Source organism: Streptomyces sp. NPDC001852 (assembly GCF_042891825.1).
Classification (GTDB): domain Bacteria; phylum Actinomycetota; class Actinomycetes; order Streptomycetales; family Streptomycetaceae; genus Streptomyces.
In genome coordinates, this window is sequence record NZ_JBIATN010000011.1 from 258,099 (window position 1) to 283,747 (window position 25,649).

Sequence of the window (25,649 nt, forward strand, 5' to 3'; positions counted from 1 at the left end):
TCCCCCGCTTACGGGGGTGGGGTCGGAGTTTCTACGGTGAAGCCGTTCCGCTTCCGGAACAACTCCCCCACTCCCCGGAGGACTTCAGTGAAGTCACGTCTGAAACTGCTCGGTCTGGTGGCCGCGCCGGCCCTGGTCGCCGCAGTCGTCCCCGCCGCCTATGCCGCGAACGCCCCGCAGCCGCACGCGACGCGTGCCGCCGTCGCCGGAGACGTCCTGCCGGGCCTGAAGCAGAGTGCGACCCGCACCGGAGACGTCGCGGCCGGAAAGCGGATATCGGTGGCGATCAGCCTGACACCCAGAGGCGGCACGGCACTTGACACCTTCGTGGCCAAGGTCAGTAATCCGCGGTCGGGTTCCTACGGTCACTACCTGACGAAGCACCAGTTCGCCGCCCGCTTCGGCCGGACCGACGCCGAGATCAAGCAGCTGAGGGACTACCTGCGCGCCCAGGGCCTGACCGTGGGCAAGGTCCACTCGGGCAATCTGCTGGTCGACGCCGACGGCACCGCCGCCCAGCTGGAGAAGGCCTTCGGCACCAAGCTGTCGACCTGGCAGGACGCGAAGACGGGACGTTCCTTCTACGCCAACGACAGCGCACCGACGCTGCCGAGTGCCATCGCCTCGATCGTCAGCGACGTGGCGGGCCTCAACAACCGCGTCCAGCTGCGTCACCAGGCGACCCCGCGCACCGTCAGTCCCCACAACGGTCCCGGCGGCGGCTACACCCCGGCCCAGCTCAAGGGCGGCTACAACGTGTCCGGAACGTACACCGGCAGCGGCCAGAAGATCGCGCTGCTGGAGTTCGACGGCTTCCAGCAGTCCAACATCACCACGTACGACAACCACTACGGCCTGGGTTCGCCCACCCCGACCGTGCAGCAGGTGGACGGCGGTTCCGGCGCGCTCGGCGACGGCCAGGTCGAGGTCGAGCTGGACATCGAGGTCCTGCACGCCATCGCCCCCAAGGCGAATGTCACCGTGTTCGAGGGCCCCAACTCCGACGCGGGCGAGGTCGACACCTACCAGGCCATCGTCGACAGCGGCATCCCGACCACGTCCATCAGCTGGGGTGCCGCCGAGAGCGCCCGCACGACCTCGGGCATCAACGCGGTCGACGCCGTCTTCAAGGCCGGCGCCGCCCAGGGCCTCGGCTTCTACGCGGCCTCCGGCGACAGCGGCTCCGACGACGCGGGCGACGGCGGCACCTCCGTCGACTACCCGGCCAGTGACCCGTACGTCACCGGCGTCGGCGGCACCAAGCTGACCGTCACCTCGTCCAACGCCTGGAGCAAGGAGGTGGCCTGGTCCGGAGGCGGTGGCGGCAAGTCCTCCGTCTTCAAGATCCCGAGCTGGCAGACGGCCGTCCAGAAGAGCGCCGGCGGCGGCTACCGCCAGGTCCCGGACGTCTCGGCCCACGCCAACCCGAGCCCGGGTGTGTCGATCTACTCGCAGGGCTCCTGGTCCTCGGTGGGTGGCACCAGCGCCGCGGCCCCCGAGTGGGCGGCGTTCGCGGCCCTCTACAACCAGCAGGCCGCGGCGGCCGGCAAGGCCAACCTCGGCTTCGCCGACCCCGCCCTGTACTCGGCGAGCGGCACCGGCTTCCACGACATCACCAGCGGCAGCAACGGCGCCTACTCCGCGGCCGCCGGCTGGGACTTCACCAGCGGCTGGGGCTCGTACAACGCCGCGACGCTGGCGAGCAAGCTGCTCGGCTGACGAGCGGCGACTGACGACCGACCGACAGAGCGCGGGCCGGGTGATCCCGGCCCGCGCTGCGGCGTGCCGTCGTCTCATGCCGGTCGGACCGGCATGAGTTCTGGAAACAGGCGCAGCGATACGGTCCGGCTCCCACCCCGCCCGGAGACCTACGGTGCCGGACGCGACGCGCGGGTGACCGCGCCGGTCCTCGCGCTGACCGGCGACGCCGCCCCCCCCATGGACGGTAGTCGCCGCAGAGCACCTCGACGGGTGAGGCGTCGGGGACGTCTCCATCAGGTGGATGGACATGTGCCGAGTGCGTAAGCGTCTATCGTCGGGTCGTCCAGCCAGCGCAGGGACTGCCACGGCAGCGTGCCCAGCAGTTGGTCGGCGTCGTGGCCCAGCAGCTCGCAGGCACCCGCGCTCAGGTAGGTGAAGTGCCCCTCCAGGTCGAGAGCGCAGCTGCCGCCGGGCAGGCGCTCGATGAAGTCGGCGGCGGCCAGAGGGGGCCCGCAGCCCGACGACCCGATCCGGCGGGCAGTGTGCGCGGGAGGTCACGAGGAGCCGGGAACCGTCCGTGTGCGAAAGCCTCCTCGAGCAGCCTGGCCAGCCGTCCGCAGCTGGACATGATGTGTCCGCGCTCCCGCTGGGTCATGTACGGCGGACGGGTGGCGGGCCACATCAGCAGCAGGACTCCCCGCCGGCGAATACCGCTGACCGGTGCGGCGGCGAGCGCGAGCGGGTAGGGCAGCACCATCGCGGTGCGCGGATAGCGGCGTGCCGTCTCCTCCTGGGTGGCCACCCACACCATGCGATCCTCGCGCACCGCATCGGCGACCGGCGCCGGAGCGGTCACCGGAATCCTCACCCACGGCGCCGCGAACTCGGCCGGCGCCCCGTACAGCACGTCCAGGAAGAGCTGCTCCTCGTCGGGGGTGAGAAGGTACAGAGCGCCGATGCCCGCACTCGCCCGGCGTACGGCGTCGGCGAACGCGGCATCCAGTGCCTCCGCGTCCGCTGCCCCAGCACCCGCACCGGTCACGAGGCGCCTCCAGCCTGGCAGCCGCGACTCCTGTAACGTCACGCGGAGGGGCCTCCGACCGGGCAGCGCGGGTCGGCGCGCCGGTCGCACCCGCCCACTCCTATGCCGGACGCTACGCCCCCGGGCGACGATCGGCACGCCGTCGACGGCCCCGCGATCGCCACGTGGAAGACCAGTAGGTTCGTGTGGTCAAGGGCGGGAGCCGAGCCGGTGGGGTGCGCATGGGCGAAAGCCAGGTCACGGTCAAGCTCACGATGGCACCTCTACGGCGCCAGCCGGGCGGTGAGCAGTGAGCGTTCGGCGGGGTTGATGGTGAGGCGGAGGGCCTGGCGGTCGGCCTCGGTGGCCTCCGTGTCGCGGCCGAGGTCGCGCAGGAGTGCGGCGCGGGTGGCATGGAACAGGTGGTAGCGGTCCAACTGGTCGGCCAGGGCATCCACTTGGGCCAGCGCGGTGGCCGGTCCGTCGGTGTGGCTGAGCACGACGGCGCGGTTCAGGCGCACGACCGGTGAGCGGTCGACGGCCAGCAACATGTCGTAGAGCCGCAGGAGTTGGGGCCAGTCGGTGTCCTTCCAGACCGGTGCCTCGCAGTGTACGGCGGCGATGGCGGCCTCGATCTGGTACGGGCCCGGCCTGCCGAGCCTGGCCGCCCGCTCGATGAGGGCGATGGCGCTGCGGATCCGCCCGGTGTCCCATCGGGTACGGTCCTGATCGGCGAGCGGGATGAGCCGCCCCTCGGTGTCCAGTCGGGCGGGCCAGCGGGCCGCGTACAGGCGGATGAGGGCGAGCAGGCCGAGGGGTTCCGGCTCGTGGGGCAGTGAGCCGGCGAGAAGGGCGGCGAGCCATTCGGCGTCGTCGACCAGTTCCCGCCGTACTCCCAGGTCTCCCCCGGTGGTGAGGCAGCCCTCGTTGAAGACGAGGTAGACCACGCGCATGACCTGGGGCAGTCGTGCGGCGCGCTCCTCGGGCTCGGGCGCGCGGTAGGGGATGCCGGCCGTGGCGATCTTCCGTTTGGCCCGGGTCACCCGCTTGGCGAGGGTGGCTTCGGGCACCATGAACGCCCGCGCGATCTCGGTGGTGGTCAGGCCCACGACGGCGCGCAGGGTCAGCGCGACCTGGGCGTCCGGGTCGAGTGCCGGGTGGCAGCAGGTGAAGATGAGGCGCAGACGGTCGTCGGGCTCGCGCCCGGCCGTCTCGGGCAGCGCCTCGATCCGGGCCGCGAGGTGCGGGAGCCGGTCCTGGAAGCGGGCCTCGCGGCGGATGCGGTCGAGAGCCTTGTTGCGCGCGCAGGTCAGCAGCCAGGCTCCGGGCCGCTCGGGCGGGCCGCTGTCCGGCCAGCGCCGCAGCGCCTCGACGACGGCTTCGCCGACCATCTCCTCGGCCAGGTCGAAGTCGCCCACGAGGCGGACCAGGGTGGCGGTCAGCCGGCCCGCCTCCTCGCGAAAGACCCGCTCGATCAGCGACCGGGTCTCCCGGGCGCCTGCCGGGTCAGCGCTCGACAATCGGTCGCACCTCCACCTTGCCGTCGGGCACCGGGAAGCTCGCCGCCAGTTTCAGGGCGGCGTCCAGGTCGGGCACCTCGACGATCGCGTACCCGCCGATCGCCTCCTTGGCCTCCAGCAGCGGGCGGTCGATCATGGTGGAACGGCCCCGCTCGACCACGACCGTCGTGGCGGTGCCGGGTTCCTGCAACTGGTTCGCCTCGACGATCGTCCCGTCGGCACGGTACTTCGTGAACCATTCCACGATCCCGCCGAACACCTCCGCCCGTTCCTGGTCGGAGCCCTCCTCCTGCCAGGCGCCGCGGGTCAGCAGCAGTACGTACTTCATGGTGTCCTCCTCGGTCGTCCTGCCTGTCGTACGTGTCCCCACCTTCACGACGAACGAGCCGACGCCGACGGGACAGGGACGTCCCGGCAATTTCAGGGAGACACCTCGGCGGCGGTCTCCGTCTCGTCGGGCGGCGCCGCGGTGCCCGGCCGTGCCCGGCGGACGGCCGATTCGGGCGGCCGTTCCTTGAGGGCGCCGTAGCCGATGAAGTACGCGGGCACCCTGCGCAGCCACCGGGACTCGGCGAGCAGGCGTGCCGTGCGCCGGGCCCTGTTCTCACGTCCGAGGGGCGGTCGGCCCTGGAGGACGGGAGCGATGATCCGGGCGTGGGCCACCCGCTGGAGGGTCTGTGTGGCGACCGTGGTGGGACGGCGACGGCGTTGCAGACGGCGCACGTCGCGTGGTCCCACCCTCCCGCGGAGCAGTGGCTCGGTGAGGTAGCGGGCGGCGGCCACGGCGTCCTGGACGGCGAGGTTGATGCCGATGCCGAAGATCGGGGACATCGCGTGCGCGGCGTCGCCGATGCACAGCAGGCCGGGGCGGTGCCAGCGGCGCAGCCGGTCCAGGCGTACGTCGAGGAGCTTGACCTCGTCCCACGAGCGCAGGGCGTGGACCCGGTCGGCGATCCAGGGGACGGCTGCCGTGAGGTCGGCCAGGAAACGGTCGAGGCCGGCGGCGCGGCGCTGGGTGTCGGTGCCCTTGGGGATGATGCCTGCGCACTGCCAGTAGTCGCCGCGGTCGATCATCGCGGTCAGGAAGCGGTCACCGGCGCTGCCGTAGAGCCCCTGCGGGTCGCCGTCGCGGCGCGGCAGCCGGAACCACCAGGCGTCCATCGGGCAGGGGAAGCGGCGCAGGCGCAGTTCGGGGCGGGAGCGGGCCAGTGATCCGCGGCCGTCGCAGGCGACCGTGAGCAGGGCGCGCAGTTCGCCGGTGCGGCCGTCGGCGGTGCGGTAGCGCACCCCGTTGACCCGTCCGGATTCGATCAGGAAGTCGGTCGCCTGGGTGTTCATCCGCAGTTCGAAGGACGGCTCGTGCCGGGCCTCGTCCGCGAGCAGGTCCAGCAGGTCCCACTGGGGCACCATCGCCACGTAGTTGTAGGGACCGGGCAGTACCGAGAGGTCCCCGACCGTGACCGCCGAGCCGTCGGTCCCGATCGGCAGCTGGACGGTGCGGACCCGGCGTTGCGGCAGCTCGGCGAAGCGCTCGGCAAGACCGAGCTCGCCCAGCAGTGCCAGGGTCGAGGGGTGGACCGTGTCGCCGCGGAAGTCGCGCAGGAAGTCGCCGTGCTTCTCGAGCACGGTGACCCGGACACCGGACCGGGCCAGCAGCAGCGCGAGCACCATGCCCGCAGGGCCGCCTCCGACGACGCAGCACGTGGTCTGTTCCATGGCAGTCCTGCCCTTCACGAGACCATTAATTCACCACTCGCTGAATATTTTACTCCTCAGCGGGCGGAGGGCACGGCGCTCCTGCCGGGCGTGTCGGAGACGCGGCTGTGGCCGAGCTCGGGGCCGAGGCCGAAGTAGTGCCGGAAGTTGTAGATCAGCGGGCTCCAGGCCGCGGGCTCGATGTGCTGGGTTCCGGGGACCACCAGGCGGGGGTCGGCGTGGACCTTCAGCACCCGGGCCTCGACGATCAGGAAGTCCCCGGCGGCGTCGGTTCCCACGCGGACGGCCCGCGCCTCCAGCTGGATCGGGCACTCGGCCACCCGGGGCGGCCGGACCGTGTGCGAGGCCTGGGCCCGGAAGCCGACTGCCGCGAACGTGTCCGGCTCATAACGGGCGCGGCGGGGGCCGTGGCCGGCCGCCTCGGGCCGGCCGGTGAGCTCGCCCAGGCGTTCGACGGCCGCCCATTGCCCGGGTTCGGGCAGACTGATCACCAGTTCGGGCCGGGCCGCCAGGTTCGCACCGGTCTGGCCCTGCCGTCCGAGCCCCAGCACCACCACCTGCCCCAGCGCCCAGGCAGACGAGATCGGCGCCAGGTTGACCGTGCCGTCGGCGTTCTCCGTGGTCAGCAGCACAACGGGGGTGCCGAAGTAGAGGATGCTCGGGGTGATGGTCAGGTGGCCGGCCCGGCGCGGTGCGGTTTCCATACGGCCGACCGTAGAGCGCCGGCCGTCCGGCGGGCACCGAACGGTGCACACGCGATCATGACAGGCTCACTGCTCCCGGTGCTGGCTCCGGATCCTCGCGGCCACCTCGTTCTGCTCGGTCTCCCACCAGGGGCGTACCCGTTCGGGAGCGGCCGCCTGGTCCTGGTCGGGGGAAGGCGCCGCGACGGGGGCCAGTTCCGCGTCGAGGCGGCGGTCGAGGAGCGCGGTCTGGGCCCGCTCCGCCCGCGCCCACTGGAACAGGAGCGCCAGCAGGAAGGGCAAGGCGACCAGCTCGGCGATGCTCAGCATCGCACCGCCGCCGATCTGCTGGTCGTGCTGGACGTCGGGGGACCAGCTCGGCGCGTGGTGCAGGTACCAGGCGCCCGCGATCAGCGTGCTGTGCGTCATCACCACGATCCCCGGGACGGCGTCGACGATCCCGTCCACGAACACCAGCGCCGCTCGCACCGGGTGGGTGCACCAGGCGGGCAGCGCCTCTTCGTGGGTCAGCACCGGTACGACGAACAGACAGCCGGCCGCGAGCAGGTGCAGATACATCAGCTCGTGCAGCCAGCCCACGCGCAGGGCGGTCTCGAAGTACGGCGTGAAGTACACCGTCAGCTCGGTGCCGAGCACCAGGGCCGTGCTGACCAGCGGGAAGGTCAGCACGCGTACCAGGCGGCCGGTCATGGCCCGGCGCACTCGTCCGGCGGCGCCCTCCGGCAGTGCCTCGAAGGCGAGCCGCAGCGGATCTCCGAGGGCCAGGCCCAGGGGTGCGACGAGGTCGAGCAGGATGTTCTGCACAGCGGCGGGCCAGAACAGCACATGGTCGTAGACGGCCAGGGCGGACATCGTGGCCGCCACCAGCGCGCCCAGGCCGAGCAGCGCGAACGCGAGGACCCGTGCGGGCGGCCAGGGCGCGCCGCGGCTGCGCAGCCGCGCGACCCCCCAGCCGTAGAAGGCGCCCAGGGCGATGACCAGCAGCAGCGCGGGGACGTCCAGGTGCCATGTGGACAGCAGACGTCCCGTGGTCAGCTCGGGGAGCTGGCCGGCCGACAGTTCGGTCATCGCGTGACCATCCATGCAGATCGTCCTCCTTCGGCTCGACAGGGAAGAACCGGCTCGGATCCATGACGGGACGACGCTAGTCCCCCGCGGCTCGAAGGCGGGCATCGGGGTGCCGCACGCCGGGATGAAATCCTGGGAGCGAGCGGGACCCGCGCTCGTACGGGCCGGGTCAGTACACGTCCCGTACGTACCGCTTCTCGGTCGCGAGCTGCTGGCCGCCGCCTCCGCCTCGTCCAGGCCGCCCTGGACGACGGCGATCTCGCGGAGGGCCTGGTCGACGTCCTTGGCCATCTGGGAGGCGCCCCCGCAGACGTAGAAGTGGGCGCCGTCGCGGAGCCAGGACCACAGCCGCGGCCCGTGTTCGCGCATCCGGTCCTGGACGTAGACCTTGGTCCGCTGGTCGCGGGAGAAGGCGGTGCCCAGGCGGGTGAGTGTGCCCTCGGCCAGGAACGCGGTCAGCTCCTCCTCGTGGGAGAAGTCCGTCGCGCGGTGCTGCTCGCCGAAGAACAGCCAGTTCGGGGCGCGGTGGCCGCGGACCCGGCGTTCCTCCAGGAAGCCGATGAACGGCGCGATGCCCGTGCCGGGGCCGACCATGACCGCCGGCGTGGCGGGGTCGGCGGGCGGACGGAAGTGCGGTGCCGGCTGGACACGAGCCGCGGGATGCCGCCGGGCAGGGGACAGCCCCGGTCGGCCGGTCGGCCGTCCGGGGCTGGAACCGTGCAGGTGTGCCGGCAGGAGCGAACCCGGGGCGCGGGCCGCGGGCCGACGGGTCAGTGGTGGTGGCTGACGACGTGTTCGGCGTGGTGGTCGACCACGGTGTGGAGGAAGTGGCCGACGCCGCGGTGGCGGCGGAAACCGGTGTGCTGCCGGCCGGCCCCGCCATGGTGACCCATGTCCGCGGCGCGGTGGCTGCGCCCCCAGGAGAAGGCGTCGACGAAGCGGCCGCGGGCGTCGCGCAGGGTCGCGGTGTCGGCGTTGACGTCCCACTCACGCGTACGGCGGTCCTGGTAGAGGTCGGTCCTGGTGTCCCGGCCGACCCCGGTGTGCACACGGACGGTGGCCCGGCCCGCGAGCCGCACGTGACGGAAGGTGTAAGTGTGGCCGTCCCGGTCGGAGAGTGTCCAGCTGTCCAGGTTCACCGCCCGGCGGGAGTTGTTCGTGATGTCCACCCACTCCTTGTTCAGCGAGCGGTTGGAACGGTCGTCCCGGCCCTGCCAGGCGTGCTGTACGCCGCTGATGCGGACCACTGCCTGCTGCGTACGGCCCGGCTGGTGACCGGCGGCCGCGGCCGGGATGGCCACGGCGCCGACCACGGCTGCCGCCACGGCAGCGGCAGCGGTCATACGGCGGACGGAAGAAGAAGCGGACACAGAGTCCCCCTTCGCGAGGATGCGCGAGTCGGCGACCGGTCGGCCGCCCAGCCACACCCTGCAACCTTCGCCCGGTTTTGCGCGGGTGACGCGCACGGCATTACGGATCCAGCAGCAATCCATAACTTCCGCCGTAGTGACCGTTTACGTCCCGAATAAGGAGTTTTCGTGCCGTATCAGCTGTATGTGGCCACCAGCGGGGTCAGCGCACGGGCAGGGCCCGGGTGTGTTCGATGCGGACCGCGTCCAGGTCCCGCGGGTCGAAGCCCAGCAGCCGCAGGATGGTCGGGGCGATCTGCGTGGTGTGCACCGGGCCGTCGACGCGCACGCCGTGCGGGGTGGCGGCGCCGGAGACCACGAGCGGGACGTCGAGGTCGTCGGCGTGGGCGCCCCCGTGTTCGGCGATCTTGCCCTTGCCGCCGGTGTAGACGACGCCGTACTGGGTGACGCCGACCAGGTCGGGCACGCGGGAGTCGCCCGGCGCGGCGTGGAAGTACCGGGCGGCGTCCGCGCCCGCGTGGAGCGTCTGCAGACCGCTCGCGGTGAAGGGCCTGGCCTTGCCGTCGATGTCGTTGCCCGTGCCGGACTGGGCGAGCAGGTAGGCCTTGGCGAAGTCGGCGGCGGTCCGGGAGCGGTCGGTCAGCCAGATCAGCATGGCGTCGTCGTCCACCGCGTGGGCGACCAGGTCGCCGGAGCCCGGGTGGGCGGCCTTCCAGGCGGAGTTGAGGCCGTCGAGCAGCGGGCCGTCGTCGATGCGGGTCAGTGCCCTGGGGTCGGTGGGCGACTGTCCGTGCTTGGAGGACAGGATGACGGTGGTGCTGTCGGCGAGGTGCTGCTTGCGCAGTTCGGTGAGGAAGGCGCCGACCTGCTGGTCCACGTAGTCGAGGTTCTTCACCAGAAGAGGGCCGGGCACGCCCTTCGCCTCGTAACCGCCCGTCATTCCGTCGGAGTTGGGCAGCTTCTGCGCGGTCGAGACGGACTGGAAGTTCATGCCGAAGACCGCAGGGGTCCCGACCTTGTGGGTACGGCCGTGGTCGTAGCCGTCGATCTCGTTGAGCACGGCTTGCGCCTTGTACCCGTCGTACTGCTCGGTCGCGGCGTTGTCCTTCGTCCAGTCACCCGCGGCGTACCCGATGGCCTTGCTGTTGATCTCGGGCGTGAACAGGTCCTGGATGCCCTTGCCGGAGGGGCCGTTGAGGATGTCGTAGGCGGCGTGCTTGTCCGACCACGCGGTGCGCAGGCCACCCGTGCGGACCACGTCGAAGACGGTGTTCACGCGCAGGTAGGAGTGCGGGTAGAGCGGCCTGCAGGTCTTGGGGTCGACCGGCAGCTTCGACGGGTTGAGGAGGCGGGCGGGGTCGCCGGTCATCTGCAGGATGCTGCCGGGCAGGCCGCTCAGACCCTGGCCGGCGTCGAGCGAGTCCTGGTTCTTGTCGAGGTCCTCGGTGAGGTCGACCTCGGCGCCGGGCTTGGCGCCGGTGCACTTCGTCGTACCGGCCGGCAGGAGGTCGGAGCTGTAGGTGTCGTCGTAGTAGACGCCTGTGGTGCCCGGGTCGCCGCCCGTGAGCTGGCCGACCATGCCGGGGAAGGAGTCGGAGGGGTTGGTGGTCGCCGCGTGGGTGTACTGCACGCCGCCGGCGGTGAGCCGGGCCAGCGCCGAGTGGGGGTGACGGGCGATGTACCAGGCGAGGTCGGACTGGTGCAGACCGTCGACGGACAGCAGCAGGACGTGCCGGGCAGCCGCGTGCGGGTGGGCGGAGGCGTACGCCGGGCCGGGCGCGGCCGCGGCGGTGAGCGCGCCGACCGCGGCCAGCGCGGCGGCAGCCGCGGTGACGGATCTTGCGGGGTGGGCCGGGCGTCGGGACATGACTTCTCCTCGGACTGTGTCGAGTCGGCGAGCGGGTGTGGATCGTGCACCGACATCCGAGAGGCGGAACATGTACGCAAGCGGACCGTCATACCGCGTTCAGCCCAAGAAACGCATCGGGCCGGGCAAAGACTTCCGCCTCCTGACCTTCGCTCAGGCCGCGGTCACCGCGCGGGGATCGTGCTGTGGGCAGTGCGGGTGTCTGCCGGGCGCGCGCTGGTCACCGCCTCGACGGCGGTTCATGACGGCCGTCCGCCGGACTGCCAGTTGTGGACCTCGATGTCGGCGTACCCGTCCCCGGTCAGCACGGCCCGTGCCGCCTCCGGGTCCGCTGCCCTGACCAGCGCTGCCGTACCGAGCCGGCTGGTGCCGTCGTCGGACAGCAGGGGCCCGTATGCGATCAGCTCGTTCCGGTCCGGAGGTACGGCGAGGTCGGCGGCCCGGCCCTGGCCGAGGCCGAGCACGAGGTACCGCCGGCCGCCGGTCCGCCCCCCGGGGAATTCCCACATGGTGCGCCCCAGCATGTTGCGCCATCGGCGCAGCAGCACGTCACGGTACACACCGGCCTGGTAGCCGGGCTCGTCGAAGGCGAAGGCACGGGCGGCGGCGGGATCCGGCAGGTCGACGATGTGCACGCTGCCGGTGGGCACTTCGCCGTCGCCGGAGAGGGTCGGACCGCGGGCGATCATCTCTTTGTCGAACCGGTCCATGTACGACCAGTGCGCTTCCAGCAGCTCCCTGCGCAGCGCCAGGGAGCCTGGCCGATCGCGGTGGTAGCAGAAGAATTCCATGCCCGCAGTGTGTCGGTTCCGGGGGACGGCAGCACATCGGTTTTCCCGGCCCGAAGAGCCGCGATCGACCCCCGTCTGCCGGGCCGCGTGCAGGAACAGGTCGGGGGCGGGCTTGCCATGGGCGACTTCCTGGCGCTCTAGATGCGGCCCCAGAAACGGTCGTGGAGACCGGTACGACCGAGAGCAATGCCGTCCAGCGTCTCGGGCAGCCCGTCGACAGGGGCGAGGTCGGCGTCCACGGCCTCGCGGTGCAGCACACCGTCGCAGTCGGGGTGGTGGTCCAGGATGGGCTCATGGCAACCGTGTTGGCTTTTCATGCCCATCCGGACGACGAGGTGTTCCTGACGGGAGGCACGCTCGCGCGAGCCGCGGCCGAGGGACACCGCGTGGTGGTCGTGGTCGCGACGGACGGACTCATGGACGCCGTGCCGGAACGCGGAGCGCCACGGCTGGAGGAGCTTCGGGCGAGCGCAGCCGTGCTGGGCGTGCAGCGCGTGGCGCATCTGGGATACGCGGACAGCGGCCACGGTGCGGTGCTCTATCCGGATCCGCCGGACCGGACACGTTTCGTGCGGGCGGACCCGGAGGAGGCGGCCGAGCGGCTGGCCGCCATCCTCCGCGAGGAAGAGGTGAGCCTGCTCCTCAGCTACGACACACGCGGTGGGTACGGCCACCGCGACCACGTCAGGGTGCACGAGGTGGGCAGGCGTGCCGCCGACCTCGCGGGCGTCCCCCGTGTGCTGGAGGCGACCATGCCGCGTGAGGTGGTGGCGCGCCTGGTGAAGCTGGTGCGCCTACTGAGGATCCCGTTCCGGTTCGACGCGGACCTGGTGCGCACCGCCTACACCTCGCGCGCGGCCATCACCCACACCGTGGACGTCCGGCGGTTCGTGGTGCGCAAGCAGGCGGCTCTCGCCGCTCATCGTTCACAGGTGTCGGGCTCGGGCCGGCTCGCTCCGGTGATGAGGGTGCTGGTGCGGGTTCCGGCCCCTGTGTTCGGGTGGCTGTTCGGCCGGGAGTGGTTCGTCGAGGCGCGGGCGACGGCGCCGGACGGCACCGTCGCCGGCATCTTCCAACCGGCCTCGTAGCGCCTGCCGGCCTGCCCTCCGGCGTCTGCCGGGCGGGCTCACATCCGTTCCGGTGCCGAGACGCCCAGCAGGTGCAGTCCGTTGTGCAGCACCAGTCTGCAGGCCTCCGTCAGCCAGAGCCGGGCCCCGGTACGGTCGTCCGGGGCCTCGCCGGCCCGCGGCAGGACCCGGCAGGCGTCGTAGAAGCGGTGGTACGTGCCGGCCAGCGCCTCCAGGTAGTGCGCCACCCGATGTGGCTCGCGGAGCGTGGCCGCGGTGGCGACGACCTGCGGGAACTCGGCCAGCGTGCCCAGCAGGTCCACCTCCCGCTCATGAGTGAGCCGGGCGGGGTCGAAGTCCTCCGGCGCGCCCTTGTCGATCCCGGCTTCCTTCGCCTTGCGCAGTACGGAGCAGGGCCGGGTGTGCGCGTACTGGACGTAGTAGACCGGGTTGTCGTTCGACTGCCGGGTCAGCAGGTCGATGTCGAGGTCGATCATCGTGTCCACGCTGGCCCGCGCCAGCGCGTACCGGGCGGCGTCGACACCGACCGCCTCGGTCAGGTCGTCGATGGTGAGGACCGTACCCGCCCGCTTGCTCATCCGGACCGGCCTGCCGTCCTTGACCAGGTTGACCAGTTGGCCGATCAGGATCTCCAGGTGCCGGTCCGGGTCGTCGCCGAAGCAGGCCGCCATGGCCCGCATCCGGCCGACATAGCCGGCGTGGTCGGCGCCGAGCATGATGACGACCCGTTCGAAGCCCCGGGAGCGCTTGTTCAGGTAGTAGGCGCAGTCCGCGGTGAAGTACGTCCAGGCGCCGTCGCCCTTCACCAGGACCCGGTCCTTGTCGTCGCCGAAGTCCGTGGTGCGCAGCCAGACCGCGCCGTCGGCCTCGTAGACGTGGCCGCCGGCGCGCAGCCGGGTGACGGCGGCGTCCAGGTCCCCCCGGTCGTGCAGGTCCTTCTCGTTGAAGTAGGTGTCGAAGTGGGTTCCGAATGCGGCGAGCGACGTCTTGATCTCCGCGAACATCAGCTCCGTGCCCACCGCCCGGAACACGGCGGCGGACTCGCTCTCCGGCAGGTCCAGGGCGCCGGGGTGCCGGCGCAGCACGGCGTCGGCGATCTCCTCGATGTACGCGCCGCTGTAGCCGTCCTCGGGCACCGGCAGGCCCTGCGCGGCGGCGCGCAGGGAGCGGACGAAGCGGTCGATCTGCACGCCGGCGTCGTTGAAGTAGTACTCCCGGGACACGTCCGCTCCCGCGGCCTGGAGCAGCCGGGCGAGGACGTCGCCCACGACCGCCCAGCGGGCTCCGCCGATGTGCACCGGTCCGGTGGGATTGGCGGAGACGAACTCCAGGTTGAGCCGCAGGCCGCCCAGCCGGTCGGTGCGGCCGTAGGCGTCGCCGGCCAGGACGATGTCCCGGGCCAGGGAGCCGATCGCCGCGCTCTCCAGGGTGATGTTCAGAAACCCGGGGCCCGCGACCTCGGCCTTCGCGACTCCGTCGGCCGCGCTCACCAGCGGCGCCAGCACCTCGGCCACGGCGCGGGCGGGCAGGCCCGCGGACTTGGCGAGTTGCAGGGCGACGTTGGTCGCGTAGTCACCGTGTCCGCGGTGCCGGGGGCGCTCCACGCGGATCTCCTCGGGCACCTCTGCCGAGATGCGTCCGGACTGGATGGCCGTGTGGATGCCGTCGGAGATGACGGCCGCGAGATCAGTTGGGGTCACAGGGCCGACGCTAGCGGAGCCGACGACGCTCCCGACATCGGTTTTCCGGCCCCCGGTGCTCACCAGCCGGTGACACGTCGCCAGCAGGTCTCGATCACCGGTGCCGGGCCGTCGGTGGGCCGGGTGCCGTCGACGACGTGATACCCGCGGTGCTGGGCGGCGGTGGCGCAGGCGTGGTTGGGCAGGATGCGCAGGCGGGTGCCCAGTGGCAGGTCGGGCAGGTCGGCGCCGTCGCGGGCCGTGAGCGTGCCGTGCTCCTGGCTGGCCGCCGTCATGACCAGGCCCGGTATGAGGTTGCCGGCGAGGTCGGTGACGAGGCCGTAGCCCTGGTCCTGGGCCTGTGCGGCCGTCCCGCGGTCGCGTGACATGGCCATCCAGCCGCCGTCGGTCATGATCCACCCGTACTCGGGCCGGTGCCCGATGACGGTGACGACCACCGACAGGGCGATGTCCTCGACCCGGCAGACGCCCAGACCGGCCATGACCAGGTCGAAGAACACGTAGTTCCCCGCCCGCAGTTCGGTGACGCCGGTGAGGTCCTCGGCGGCGTGCGCAGTGGGAGTGGAGCCCACGCTGACGACGTTCACGGGCAGACCGGCCGCGCGCAGTCGCCCGGCCGCGGCGACGGCGGTGTCGCGTTCGTTCTTCGCCGCCAGTCGCTGTTCCTCGGCGGTGTGGGCGGCGTAGGACTCTCCGGCGTGCGTCAGGACGCCGTCCAGGCAGCCCGCGTCGTGCAGAGTGCGACCGATGGTGGTGAGTACGGGATCGTCGGACCTGAGGCCGCCGCGGTGGCCGTCGCAGTCGATCTCGATCTGGGTCGGCAGGGGAATGCCCGCCCGGCGGGAGGCTTCGGCGACACACGAGGCCTGCTCGACGCTGTCCAGCAGGATGCGCAGGGTGACGCCGCGGCGCAAGAGCGCGATGACGCGCGGGAGTTTGTGCGGGTCGATGCCGACCGCGTACGTGATGTCCGGGTAGCCCCCGTCGGCGAACGCCTCGGCCTCCGCGAGGGTGGACACGGTGACCGGGCAGGGAGTGCCGGAGTGCAGGAGGGCGGCGGCGTCGAGGCTCTTGGCGGTCTTCACGTGCGGGCGCAGGGTGACCTGGAGCCGGTCGGCCCTGGCCTTGAGGCGTGCGATGTTGCGCCGCACGGTGTGGACGTCGACGACGGCGAACGGGGTGTCCGGGTCGGCCAGGGTCTGGGGGTTCACAGGGACATGTCTCCTCGGAGGAGTGCGGCAGGCTCAGGAACTGCCGTGCGGTTTGGCATAGTTGTAGACCGTCGCCCGGGACACACCCAGCAGGTCCGCGATGGTCTGCGCGGCATCGCGCGAGTCGAAGTAGCCGTCCCGCTGCAACTGCCGCACGAGCGCCTTCTTGTCCTGTCTGCTCAGCGACCGGGGAGTCGCGGCGCGCTCCGCGGCATGGGCCTCCACCGCCTGGCGCAGTTCTCGGGCGGTGCGGTCGCGCAGGGTCTCCAGGGGCTGCTCGCGGTGCTCGGTCTCCGTGGCCACCAGGCTGGACAGGGTGAGAGCCACCGGCGAGAGCACGGACACGTCCAGGTTCAGACAGAGGGCCGCGATGTACTGCCCCGCGGCGTTCTTGATGCCGATGGACGTGCTTTTCGCGGGGCGGCCGTCCGGGAACTGATTGGGGTAGTTCTGGATGACGCCGGGGTAGTCGGGGTCCTCGATGCGGGCCAGGCCCAACTCCGTGGCGGAGTCCCCGACCTGACGGCCGGAGAGGTTGTTCTCGATCGCCCGGATCGCGTGCTCCGGATCCCGCAGGTCATGCAGCACCACCTCGCACAAACCAGGGAACATGCGCCCCAGCGCCACGGCGATCTTCTCGGCCTCACGGATGAGGTGCTCGTCAGCCTCCGCCTCGTCCACGGGAGCCTCTCCAAGTACTTGGACTAATTTTCCATCCCTGGATGCTCAGTCTAGGTGAGGCTGTGTGTTTGTCCAGCGGCCCCACCGTAGGTGTCGGCCAGGGCGCTGATCGTCTGTGCCATCAGGGCCCGCAACCCGGCCGGCGCCACGACCTCCGCCTCCGCACCGAGGCGCAGCAGCATGCCGACGGCGTGTTCCGCGGACTCGATGGGGATGACGGTCTGGACCCGTCCGTCGGGACCCGGTGGTCCTGCGCCGTCCTGGGCGGCGCGTGCCACCGCCGGTTCCATGAGGTCGGGCAGTTGCGCCAGGATCCGTGGTGTCAGTCGTACGACCGCCTGGCCCTTCAGCCGGCGGGCGTCGAAGTCGGCCAGGTAGGTCTGCCAGTGCGCGGCCAGGTCGAAGTCCTGGGGGCGCTCGAAGCGGTCCTGCAGTACCTGGATCCGCAGGATCTGGGAGACGCGGTAGGTACGGACGGCCTCCGGGCGGGCCGCCACCAGGTACCAGCGGCCGGACTTGAGCACCAGCCCGTAGGGGTCCAGGGTCCGGGTCACCTCCTGGGGCGCCGTCCACCGCCGGTAGCGGAGCCGGATGCGGCGCTGCCGCCACACCGCGTCGGTGACGGCGGCCAGGTGCGGGGTCGGGTCCGCTTCGGTGTACCAGCCGGAGGGGTCCAGGTGGAACCGCTGCCGTATCTCACCGGTCCGGTCGCGCAGTTCCTCGGGCAGGGCGGCCATCAGCTTGAGCTGGGCGGTGGCGAGTACGGTGCCGAGCCCGAGGTCCGCCGCCGGTCCGGGCAGCCCGGCCAGGGAGAGTGCCTCCGCCTCGTCTCGGGTCAGCCCGGTCAGCCGGGTGCGGAAGCCGTCCAGGAGCCGGTACCCGCCGTCATGGCCGGGGTCGCCGTAGAGCGGGACGCCGGCCGCGGCCAGGGACTCCATGTCCCGGTAGACCGTACGGACGGACACCTCCAGCTCGTCGGCCAGCTGCCGGGCGGTCATCCGGCCGCGTGTCTGGAGCAGCAACAGGGCGGACAGCAGTCGGCTCGCACGCATGGCGCAAGTCTGCCGGAGTCCACTGACAGGAGTTGTCAGTGGAGCCGGGCTACTGTCCGGCCGGGCATGCGCCCGACGCACCGGACACGGCAAAGGAAACCCGCAGATGAGCACTCCATCTCCTCGTAATCCGGGCGTCGGTGCTGCCGGCGTCCAGGGCTTCCGCCGGGCCGCGCAGGTTTCCGCATGACCAGGGCACCGGCCACCCGGGAACTCCGGGCTGAGCCCGTAGGGAGTCTGTCCGTCTGGCAGGGGGCGGCGCTGTACGTCGGCGCTGTCCTCGGCACCGGTGTGATCGCCCTTCCCGCCCTGGCCTGCCGGGCGGCCGGGCCGGCCTCGCTGCTGGCGTGGCTCGGTCTGGTCCTGCTGTCGGTGCCGCTCGCGGCCACGTTCGCCGCGCTGGGCGCCCGCTACCCGGACGGCGGCGGTGTCTCCACCTACGTCCGGCACGCCTTCGGCGCGCGGGCGGCCGCGGTGGTCGGCTGGTGCTTCTACTTCGCCGTGCCCGCCGGTGCTCCGGCGGCGGGCACGTTCGCCGGGGCGTACGTCGCGACCGCGCTCGGCGGCGGCCGGCGCACGGTACTGGGCACCGCCGCAGTGCTGCTGATCCTGGTGACCGTGGCCAACGGATTCGGCCTGAGGGTCTCCGGCCGTGCGCAACTCGCGCTCGCCGTGCTGCTGGTGACGCTGTTGCTGACCGCGGTGGTGACCGCGCTGCCCCGCGCCCGCCTGCGGAACCTGCATCCGTTCGCGCCGCACGGCTGGTCCGCGATCGGGTCGGCCGCGACGCTGCTGGTCTGGAGCTTCGCGGGCTGGGAGGCCATCACCCACCTCGCCGCCGACTTCCGCCGTCCGGCGCGCGACCTGCCCCGCGCCACCGCCGTGGCGGTGACCGTCGTGGGCGTGCTGTACCTCGCCGTCGCCGCCACCGGCGTCCTGGTGCTCGGCCCCGCGGACGGCACCTCCGAGGCCCCGCTGGCCGAACTGCTCGCCCTCGGCGTGGGTGGGACGGTCCACGTGCCGGCCGCGGCCGCCGCCCTGCTGCTCACCCTCGGCACGATGAACGCCTACTTCGCCGGCGCGGCCAGACTGGGCGCCGCGCTCGGTCGCGACGGCGCGCTGCCCGCCTGGCTCGACCGGGGCGGCGGCGTCGGTGAGGTGCCGCGCCGCAGTCTGGCGGTCGTGACGGGGCTCTCGGGCCTGGCACTGGCCGCCACCGCGGTCACCGGCGTGGGGCCACAGCCGCTCGTACTGCTCACCACCGGGTCCTTCGTGACCGTGTATGCACTGGGCACGGCCGCCGCTCTACGGCTCCTGCCCCGAGGCGGGCTGCCGCACCGCTGCGCGCTCCTCGCACTCGTCGCGGTCGCCGCCCTCCTCGTCATGACGGGCTGGTACCTGCTGTGGCCGCTGGTCGTCACGGCGAGCGCGCTGGGTTACCTGCGGCGGCGACAGCGCAGGGATCCCGGGCGAGGCGTGATCACCTCGTGAAGACCAGGCTCACGTTGTGGCCGCCGAAGCCGAAGGAGTTGGCCAGTGCCGCCGTCCAGCTCCCCGTACGGTTGGCACCCTGTACGACGTCGATCTCGACCTGGGGGTCGATCTTCTCCAGGTTGAGGGTGGCCGGCACGGTGCCCTCCTTGAGCGCCATGACGGCGGCCATCGCCCCCACGGCTCCGGAGGCGCCGAGCATGTGGCCGGTCATGGACTTCGTCGCCGTCACCACGGCGTGCGTGCCGACGGCCCGGCGCACGGCCTCCGCCTCCGCCACGTCACCGGACTCGGTGGAGGTGGCGTGGGCGTGGACGACGCCGATGTCCTCGCGGCTCAGCCCGGCGTCGCGCAGCGCCTGTTCGATGGCGAAGACCTGGCCGTCCGCGTCGGAGGCGGTGATGTGGTGTGCGCTGGAGGTCACGGCGCTGCCCGCGAGGCCTCCGTACACCCGTGCGCCACGGGACCGGGCGAACGCGGGACGTTCCAGGACCATCATCCCCGCGCCCTCGCCCATCACGAATCCGGAGCGTTCGCAGTCGAAGGGCCGGGACACGGACGCCGGGTCCCCGGACCTCGTCGAGAGCGCCTTCATCTGGGCGAAGGCGGCGATCGTGAAGGGGTGCAGACAGGCCTCCACGCCGCCGGCGACGACGACGTCCACCCGGCCGCTGCGGATCAGGTCCTGGCCGAGGGCGAGTGCCTCCGCGCCCGAGGCACACGCGCTCACCGGCGTCCGGGCGCCGCCCTTCGCGCCGAGGTCCATGCTCACATGGGCCGCCGGCCCGTTGGGCATGAGCATCGGGACGGCGAACGGCGACAACCGGCGTACGCCGCTCTGCTCGAAGACGTCGTCCTGGCCCAGCGTGGTGAGGACACCGCCGGTGCCGGTGCCGACGACGACGGCGAACCGCTCCGGCTCCACCTGCGGGGCCCCGGCGTCCTGCCACGCCTCGCGTGCGCTGAGCACGGCGAGTTGCTCACCCCGGTCCAGCTTCCTCGCCTCCACCCTGGGGAGCATCGCGGCGGGATCGACCGGGAGTCCGGCCGCGACGTGCACCGGCAGGCCGGCGGCCCACTCCTCGTCGAGAAGGGAGACGCCCGACACCCCGGACAGCAGTCCTGCCCAGGTCGAGGGAGCATCGGCTCCCAACGGGGTCATCGCACCGACACCCGTCACCAGCACTTCGCCGCTGTCCGTCATCCGTACCTCCCAGGACTGAGGACCTATGGGATCTCCACAAGATCCTTCTCGTATCCGCCTCGATCATTTCAGCGAGTTGAGAGGCAGTCAGGACAGACAGGGCACAAATTCCCGACCACGGCTTGTCGTATGTCCACAAGCAGTCGGCGGCCTGCCCGGCTCCCCGGGACAGGCCGCCGGCGTGTGGCGGTGCCGGGTTACAGCGCGCGTTCCAGGCGGTCGGCCATCAGCTTGACGAAGCGGGCGGGGTCCTTGGGCTGGCCGCCCTCGGCGAGTACCGCCAGACCGTGCAGGAGTTCCGTGGTCTCGGTGAGCCCCGTGCGGTCCTCGCGCTCCTTGTACGCCTCGTTGAGACCCTTCACCAGCGGGTGGCCCGGGTTGACCTCCAGGATCCGCCTGGCGCGGGGCACCTCCTGGCCCATCGCGCGGTACATGTTCTCCAGCGCCGGGGTCAGATCGCCTGCGTCGGAGACGACACAGGCCGGGGAGACGGTGAGACGGGAGGACAGGCGCACCTCCTTGATGTCCTCGTCCAGCTGCTCCTTCATCCAGCCGAGCAGTCCGGCGTAGTCCTCGGTCTGCTTCTCCCGCTCGCCCTCGGCGGCGTCGTCATCGGCGCCGAGGTCGATCTGCCCCTTGGCGACGGACCGCAGCTTCTTGCCCTCGTACTCGCCGACGGCGTCGGCCCACACCTCGTCGACGGGATCGGTGAGCAGCAGCACCTCGATGCCCCGGTCCCGGAAGGCCTCCATGTGCGGGGAGTTCTCGATGCTCTGCCGGGACTCGCCGGTGAGGTAGTAGATGTCGTCCTGGCCGTCCTTCATCCGCTCCACGTAACTGCTGAGCGTGGTCGGCTCGGTGTCGTCGTGCGTGGTCGCGAACGACGCGAGGGCGAGGATGGCGTCGCGGTTCTCCGGGTCGGTGACCAGTCCCTCCTTCAGGACGGTGCCGAACTCCCGCCAGAACGTGGTGTACCGGTCCCGGTCCTTGGCCATCATGTCCTTGACCGTGGACAGGACCTTCTTCGTCAGCCGACGCCGCATCATCTCGATGTGGCGGTCCTGCTGGAGGATCTCGCGGGACACGTTGAGCGACAGGTCGGCCGCGTCGACGACGCCCTTGACGAAGCGGAGGTACGGCGGCAGCAGCGCCTCGCAGTCGTCCATGATGAACACGCGCCTGACGTACAGCTGCACGCCGCGCCGGAAGTCCCGCGTGAAGAGGTCGTGGGGCGCGTGCGCGGGGAGGAACAGCAGGGCCTGGAACTCGAAGGTGCCCTCGGCCTGCAGCCGGATCGTCTCCAGCGGGTCGCGCCAGTCGTGCCCGATGTGCTTGTACAGCTCGTGGTACTCGTCGTCGGACACCTCGTCACGCGACCGCGCCCACAGCGCCTTCATGGAGTTGAGCGTTTCGGGTTCGGGCGCCTCATCGCCCTCGCCCCGCTCCGGGACCATCCGGACGGGCCAGGTGATGAAGTCCGAGTACCGTTTGATGATCTCCCCGATCTTCCACGGGGAGGTGTAGTCGTGGAGCTGGTTCTCGGGGTCGGCGGGCTTGAGGTGGAGGGTGACCGAGGTGCCCTGCGGCGCGTCGCCGACCGGCTCCAGCGTGTAGGTGTCCTCGCCGCGCGAGGTCCAGCGGGTGCCCTGGCTCTCGCCGGCGCGGCGGGTGACCAGGGTGACCTCGTCCGCCACCATGAAGCCGGAGTAGAACCCGACGCCGAACTGGCCGATGAGCCCCTCCGCACCGGCCGCGTCCTTGGCCTCTCGCAACTCCTGGAGGAACTGCGCGGTGCCGGAGTTGGCGATGGTGCCGATGAGCTGTCCGACCTCGTCGTACGACATCCCGATGCCGTTGTCCCGCACGGTGAGGGTGCGGGCGTCCTTGTCGATGTCGATCTCGATGTGCAGATCGGAGACGTCGGCGTCCAGCGAGTCGTCCCGCAGCTTCTCCAGACGCAGCTTGTCCAGCGCGTCGGAGGCGTTGGAGACGAGCTCGCGCAGGAAGACATCCTTGTTGGAGTAGACCGAGTGGATCATCAGCTGCAGCAGCTGACGGGCCTCCACCTGAAACTCGAGCGTTTCAGTCGGCATGTTCGCGAATTCCTCACAGGTGTTATCGCCGGAACTGATGCCAGCCACTGTAAAACACCATGTCAGGGCGATGGCCGGATACGGGCAGCCGTGGCCGGATCCAGCCCCCCGATTCCGTCAGCCGAAGGCTTCGCGGTTCCGGCGCACGAATGCGGCGAACCCCAGTGCGGCACGGCCGGTGAGGTCGGGGACGGTCGAAGTGACGGTGTCGGCTCCACCGTTGCGGTAGGCCCGGGCGACCCCGATCAGGGCGTCGGCGTGGAACTGCGGCACCCCGCGACGCAGCATCGCCGCGCGCGCCTCGTCGTCGGGCAGGGCCACGTAACGCACTGGTCTTCCGAGGATGCGGGAGAACTCCTGCGCGACGTCGGCGTACGTCAGTGCCTCGGGCCCGGTGAGGCCATGGACGCGGCCGTCGTGGCCCTCGGTGGTGAGGACCCGGGCGGCGACGCGGGCGATGTCGCCGACGTCGACGAAACTGATGGGTGCGTCGATCAGGGGCAGGCTGAACTCGCCGGCCTCGCGGATCGACGGCTGGCGCAGGAAGTTCTGCAGGTAGAAGTTGGGGCGCAGGATCGTCCAGGGCAGCCCCGACGCGACCAGTGCCCGCTCAACAGGCCGATGCAGCCGGGCAATCGGTGACAGTCCCTCGTCGGCCCGCCAGACCGACAGCTTGACCACCCGGGTGCCCACGGCACGGGCGGCCTCCACCATGTTGAGCTCGTGCGTCGTCTGGGCGGGGCCCGTGGCGCCGACGAGAAACACGGTGTCAATGCCGTCGAGTGCGGGCGCGATCGAATCCGGGACCGCCAGATCGAGCGTCACCGCGTGACCGCCCGACTCGATCACCCGGGCCGTCCTCCGCGGATCACGGTAGGCCGCCCGCGCGGGCACGCCGTCGGCGGCGAGGCGAGCGAGCAGAGCGCTGCCGACGTTCCCGCTCGCGCCGGTCACCAGAATCATCGTCCCTCCACTTCCCGCACTGCGAGGAGTTCGATCGCCGCTCCGGACGCTTCCAGCAGTGGCGCGGCCGAGGAGCGCCGAGGGTCCGCCCGGTACGCGGCGAAGTCCCCGTCGCCGGGAAAGCTCACGAGGTGGGCTTCGACGCGGTCGTCCACGGTGCGCAACCGCCGTTCGAGTCGGCCCCCGTGTTCGGCGAGGAGCGGCAGAACGGCTCTCTCGTAGGCGTCGAAGGCGTCCAGCCGTCCCTCCGGCAGACGTGCGAGCATCAGGTAGGTGACGGCCATGGATCCTCCCCGAGTGGGTATGTGGCGGTCCCGCAGGCAGTTTCGCACCCGGAGGATCAAGGGGCGGCGGAAATTCCCTGCCGCGGTAGCCGGGAAGGGCGGAGACTCATCTCATGGCTGACATGAGGTCGTTCCGGGAGGCGGTCACCGCGTGGGCGGCCGGCGGTCCCGGCGACTCCGCGCGCGAGCTGGCCGCGCGGCTGCCGGTCCGTGCCGCCGTGCTGCTCGAAGGACCGAGCGATGTCGCAGCGGTCGAGGCGCTGGCCGCTCGCCGCGAGCGGAACCTGGCGGCGGAAGGCGTCTGCGTCCTGCCGATCGGCGGTGCGATGAGCGTCGGGCGCTTCGCCCGTCTCCTCGGGCCACCCGGCCTGGACCTGCGCCTCACGGGACTGTGCGACGAGGCGGAACGCGGTTACTACGCCCGCGCCCTGGAGGTGGCCGGCTCGGCACGGCACGGGTTCTTCGTCTGCGCGGCGGATCTGGAGGACGAGCTCATCCGCGCGCTGGGCGTGACACGGGTTCAGGAGCTCGTCCGAGCGGAGGGCGATCTGCGCTCCCTGCAGACCTTCCTGCGCCAGCCCGCGCAGCGGGGCCGCACCTCGCACCAGCAATTGCGGCGCTTCTTCGGCACGAAGAAGGGGCGCAAGATCCATTACGGCCGTGTCCTCGTCGAGGCCCTCGCCCCCGACCGCGTACCCGCTCCGCTCGACGGCCTGCTGACCAGCCTCTGACCCGGCATCGTCAACAAGGCCGGTAGCGTCTGCCGGGTGACCGAAGACGTCGTGATCTGGAACCGGCTCGCCGCCTTGCTGCCCGTCGCCGAGGCCCGGGAGATCAGGGAGTGCTGGGACATCGGGGAGCAGGAGGCGGGGCTCTGCCTGCTCGTGTCCGGGTTGCTCGCCCATGGAGTGCCGATCGGCGAGACCGACAGGGCCCAGATCTCCGTGGTGGCGGAAACCTGGGGCGAGAGAACGGCTCTCGCACCTCGGATTCTGCAGTGCCCGGGGAACGACGAGCCGGCTCTCGTGCAGCTGGTCGAGCGCGGTGCCGACGGCGGCGAGGGAAGGGCGGACGGGGCCGACCGGGATGAGACCGGCCTCGTCTCCGTACCGTGGATCGCCTGCACACGATGCGGCCGGACCCTGATGCGTGTTCATGTCCGGGAAAGCCGGGGAGACCTCTCCTACCTGGCGCACCACTACGTGATCACGTCACCGGACCGCGCTGCCGCGCCCCGGCGGTTCCCCGCTGACTGCGCCGACGCGGCCTTCGCCGCCCTCCTGGACGAGTGCGCGGAGCCGTTCCCGGAGTCCGCCCTCAGCGGAGGAGTCCGTTCGTAGATGGGCCCACCGGGTGCGTACCAGCCCGCCTTCTTCCGCACGGCAGGACTCGGGTCGTTGGTCCGGGATTCCTTCAGGGCAGCCGCGGCGCGGGCATCGGAGCGGGCGAACTTGCCGACGAGCTCGGCGGCCCTGGCCCGGACGTGCGGGTCGGGATCCGTGGCCAGGTGCTGCAGGGCCGGTTCGAGCACCCGGTCCGGGCCTGGCGCACAGGTGTCGCCCTTGCACCGGTCACAGGCCAGGGCATGGAACGCGGCGATCCTGACGCGGGCGTCGGGGTCGTCGGCCATGGCGACGAGTTCACCCATCGAGTCGGTGTCGACCAGGTGGTCGAGAAGCCGGCAGCAGCCCTCCCGGACTGCAGGGTTCCCGTCGTGGAGGCCGGCCCGTATGGCGCTCACCGCGTGCTCCCCGCGTCGCAGCAGCTCGCGGTGTGCCATGGCGGAGCGTTGTGGGTCGCCCAGGCACGACACCAGGGCTGCGCTGTCGGTCCTGACGAATCCGAGCATGGTCTCAGTGTGGGTCTGCGCGGCGAATCCGGGCAAAGGAATTTCCGCTGCCGCGAGGACGGCCGTGCGCATCACAATGCTCGCATGATCGAAGGCATCCAAGCGCACCTGCTACCTCGCGGACAGAGGTGATTTCGCGACCTTCAACGGGGTGTACCGCGGGTTCTTCGCGGACTGCCCGCGGTTTCCGGCCCGGACGACCGTCGTCACGCACCTCGTGCGCGACGGTGTGCGCGTCGAGATCGACGGTGTGGCCGCCGTGGGGCGATAGGAGA

Annotated in this window: 24 protein-coding genes and 2 pseudogenes; 5 read left to right on the forward strand and 21 right to left on the reverse strand. The window is 71.5% G+C overall.

Annotated elements, in window-relative coordinates; translation table 11 throughout:
* The first annotated feature begins 87 nt into the window (after nucleotides 1–87).
* Complete coding sequence (locus tag ACFYZB_RS21200; RefSeq protein WP_388760702.1) at nucleotides 88–1,719, forward strand: protease pro-enzyme activation domain-containing protein; 1,632 nt, start codon at nucleotides 88–90, stop codon at nucleotides 1,717–1,719.
* Between the two features lie 275 nt (nucleotides 1,720–1,994).
* On the opposite strand, the gene ACFYZB_RS21205 is transcribed toward ACFYZB_RS21200, so the two are convergent.
* From ACFYZB_RS21205 to ACFYZB_RS21260, 12 genes and pseudogenes are all read right to left on the reverse strand, one after another.
* Nucleotides 1,995–2,231 (reverse strand): PAS domain-containing protein, encoded by a 237-nt coding sequence (locus ACFYZB_RS21205; protein ID WP_388760829.1) that lies wholly within the window; start codon nucleotides 2,229–2,231, stop codon nucleotides 1,995–1,997.
* Nucleotides 2,126–2,743, reverse strand: a complete 618-nt coding sequence (locus tag ACFYZB_RS21210) for a hypothetical protein (protein WP_388760704.1) — start codon at nucleotides 2,741–2,743, stop codon at nucleotides 2,126–2,128. The genes ACFYZB_RS21205 and ACFYZB_RS21210 overlap by 106 nt, the downstream gene beginning before the upstream one ends.
* 263 nt (nucleotides 2,744–3,006) lie before the next feature.
* Nucleotides 3,007–4,242: an RNA polymerase sigma factor gene (locus tag ACFYZB_RS21215; RefSeq protein ID WP_388760706.1), complete on the reverse strand. Its 1,236-nt coding sequence runs from the start codon at nucleotides 4,240–4,242 to the stop codon at nucleotides 3,007–3,009.
* Entirely contained in the window at nucleotides 4,229–4,570 is a 342-nt protein-coding gene (locus tag ACFYZB_RS21220) for a YciI family protein (protein WP_388760709.1), read from the reverse strand. Before ACFYZB_RS21220 ends, ACFYZB_RS21215 begins: the two co-directional genes overlap by 14 nt.
* Before the next feature lie 92 nt (nucleotides 4,571–4,662).
* On the reverse strand, nucleotides 4,663–5,958 hold the full coding sequence (locus tag ACFYZB_RS21225) for an FAD-dependent oxidoreductase (protein WP_388760711.1): 1,296 nt from the start codon (nucleotides 5,956–5,958) through the stop codon (nucleotides 4,663–4,665).
* Nucleotides 5,959–6,014: 56 nt separating this feature from the next.
* Entirely contained in the window at nucleotides 6,015–6,662 is a 648-nt protein-coding gene (locus ACFYZB_RS21230) for a flavin reductase family protein (protein ID WP_388760713.1), read from the reverse strand.
* Between the two features lie 66 nt (nucleotides 6,663–6,728).
* Entirely contained in the window at nucleotides 6,729–7,730 is a 1,002-nt protein-coding gene (locus ACFYZB_RS21235) for a cytochrome c oxidase assembly protein (RefSeq protein ID WP_388760832.1), read from the reverse strand.
* Nucleotides 7,731–7,899: 169 nt separating this feature from the next.
* A pseudogene (locus tag ACFYZB_RS21240) lies at nucleotides 7,900–8,378 on the reverse strand (reductase); the annotation flags it as partial.
* Nucleotides 8,379–8,500: 122 nt separating this feature from the next.
* On the reverse strand, nucleotides 8,501–9,073 hold the full coding sequence (locus ACFYZB_RS21245; RefSeq protein WP_388760716.1) for a lamin tail domain-containing protein: 573 nt from the start codon (nucleotides 9,071–9,073) through the stop codon (nucleotides 8,501–8,503).
* A gap of 229 nt (nucleotides 9,074–9,302) precedes the next feature.
* Nucleotides 9,303–10,967, reverse strand: a complete 1,665-nt coding sequence (locus ACFYZB_RS21250; RefSeq protein WP_388760718.1) for an alkaline phosphatase family protein — start codon at nucleotides 10,965–10,967, stop codon at nucleotides 9,303–9,305.
* Between the two features lie 239 nt (nucleotides 10,968–11,206).
* Complete coding sequence (locus ACFYZB_RS21255) at nucleotides 11,207–11,758, reverse strand: YciI family protein (RefSeq protein ID WP_388760721.1); 552 nt, start codon at nucleotides 11,756–11,758, stop codon at nucleotides 11,207–11,209.
* A 137-nt stretch (nucleotides 11,759–11,895) separates the two neighbouring features.
* Nucleotides 11,896–12,075, reverse strand: coding sequence for a hypothetical protein (locus tag ACFYZB_RS21260; RefSeq protein ID WP_388760723.1), 180 nt, complete (start codon nucleotides 12,073–12,075; stop codon nucleotides 11,896–11,898).
* Between ACFYZB_RS21260 and ACFYZB_RS21265 the strand changes: the two genes are divergently transcribed.
* Nucleotides 12,052–12,846 carry a PIG-L deacetylase family protein gene (locus ACFYZB_RS21265; RefSeq protein WP_388760726.1) on the forward strand — a complete coding sequence of 265 codons (795 nt, stop codon included), beginning with the start codon at nucleotides 12,052–12,054 and terminating at the stop codon, nucleotides 12,844–12,846. The two genes, ACFYZB_RS21260 and ACFYZB_RS21265, sit on opposite strands and share 24 nt — an antisense overlap.
* Before the next feature lie 38 nt (nucleotides 12,847–12,884).
* Here ACFYZB_RS21265 and argS read toward each other — a convergent pair whose 3' ends face one another.
* The 4 genes from argS to ACFYZB_RS21285 are packed head-to-tail and all read right to left on the reverse strand — an operon-like array spanning nucleotide 12,885 to nucleotide 17,490.
* A complete protein-coding gene (gene argS, locus ACFYZB_RS21270) occupies nucleotides 12,885–14,546 on the reverse strand; it encodes an arginine--tRNA ligase (RefSeq protein ID WP_388760729.1) in 1,662 nt (553 codons plus the stop codon).
* Between the two features lie 59 nt (nucleotides 14,547–14,605).
* Nucleotides 14,606–15,757 carry a DSD1 family PLP-dependent enzyme gene (locus ACFYZB_RS21275; RefSeq protein ID WP_388760731.1) on the reverse strand — a complete coding sequence of 384 codons (1,152 nt, stop codon included), beginning with the start codon at nucleotides 15,755–15,757 and terminating at the stop codon, nucleotides 14,606–14,608.
* A gap of 33 nt (nucleotides 15,758–15,790) precedes the next feature.
* Nucleotides 15,791–16,438: a transcriptional regulator gene (locus ACFYZB_RS21280; protein ID WP_388760734.1), complete on the reverse strand. Its 648-nt coding sequence runs from the start codon at nucleotides 16,436–16,438 to the stop codon at nucleotides 15,791–15,793.
* Nucleotides 16,439–16,488: 50 nt separating this feature from the next.
* Entirely contained in the window at nucleotides 16,489–17,490 is a 1,002-nt protein-coding gene (locus ACFYZB_RS21285) for a helix-turn-helix transcriptional regulator (RefSeq protein WP_388760736.1), read from the reverse strand.
* A gap of 186 nt (nucleotides 17,491–17,676) precedes the next feature.
* On the opposite strand from ACFYZB_RS21285, the gene ACFYZB_RS21290 reads away from it, so the two are divergent.
* Nucleotides 17,677–18,981 carry an APC family permease gene (locus ACFYZB_RS21290; RefSeq protein ID WP_388760739.1) on the forward strand — a complete coding sequence of 435 codons (1,305 nt, stop codon included), beginning with the start codon at nucleotides 17,677–17,679 and terminating at the stop codon, nucleotides 18,979–18,981.
* On the opposite strand, the gene ACFYZB_RS21295 is transcribed toward ACFYZB_RS21290, so the two are convergent.
* From ACFYZB_RS21295 to ACFYZB_RS21310, 4 genes are all read right to left on the reverse strand, one after another.
* On the reverse strand, nucleotides 18,971–20,185 hold the full coding sequence (locus ACFYZB_RS21295) for a beta-ketoacyl-[acyl-carrier-protein] synthase family protein (protein ID WP_351208247.1): 1,215 nt from the start codon (nucleotides 20,183–20,185) through the stop codon (nucleotides 18,971–18,973). The two genes, ACFYZB_RS21290 and ACFYZB_RS21295, sit on opposite strands and share 11 nt — an antisense overlap.
* A 197-nt stretch (nucleotides 20,186–20,382) precedes the next feature.
* Nucleotides 20,383–22,278: a molecular chaperone HtpG gene (gene htpG / locus ACFYZB_RS21300; protein ID WP_388760742.1), complete on the reverse strand. Its 1,896-nt coding sequence runs from the start codon at nucleotides 22,276–22,278 to the stop codon at nucleotides 20,383–20,385.
* A gap of 117 nt (nucleotides 22,279–22,395) precedes the next feature.
* On the reverse strand, nucleotides 22,396–23,241 hold the full coding sequence (locus ACFYZB_RS21305; protein WP_388760744.1) for an SDR family oxidoreductase: 846 nt from the start codon (nucleotides 23,239–23,241) through the stop codon (nucleotides 22,396–22,398).
* On the reverse strand, nucleotides 23,238–23,525 hold the full coding sequence (locus ACFYZB_RS21310; protein WP_388760747.1) for a hypothetical protein: 288 nt from the start codon (nucleotides 23,523–23,525) through the stop codon (nucleotides 23,238–23,240). Before ACFYZB_RS21310 ends, ACFYZB_RS21305 begins: the two co-directional genes overlap by 4 nt.
* 113 nt (nucleotides 23,526–23,638) lie before the next feature.
* Between ACFYZB_RS21310 and ACFYZB_RS21315 the strand changes: the two genes are divergently transcribed.
* Nucleotides 23,639–24,256 (forward strand): TOPRIM nucleotidyl transferase/hydrolase domain-containing protein, encoded by a 618-nt coding sequence (locus ACFYZB_RS21315; protein ID WP_388760750.1) that lies wholly within the window; start codon nucleotides 23,639–23,641, stop codon nucleotides 24,254–24,256.
* A 467-nt stretch (nucleotides 24,257–24,723) separates the two neighbouring features.
* Here the strand turns inward: ACFYZB_RS21315 and ACFYZB_RS21320 are convergent, their stop codons facing one another.
* Nucleotides 24,724–25,374, reverse strand: coding sequence for a HEAT repeat domain-containing protein (locus ACFYZB_RS21320; RefSeq protein ID WP_388760753.1), 651 nt, complete (start codon nucleotides 25,372–25,374; stop codon nucleotides 24,724–24,726).
* A 112-nt stretch (nucleotides 25,375–25,486) separates the two neighbouring features.
* On the opposite strand from ACFYZB_RS21320, the pseudogene ACFYZB_RS21325 reads away from it, so the two are divergent.
* Nucleotides 25,487–25,645, forward strand: a pseudogene (locus tag ACFYZB_RS21325) (RidA family protein); the annotation flags it as partial.
* Between the last annotated feature and the right edge of the window lie 4 nt (nucleotides 25,646–25,649).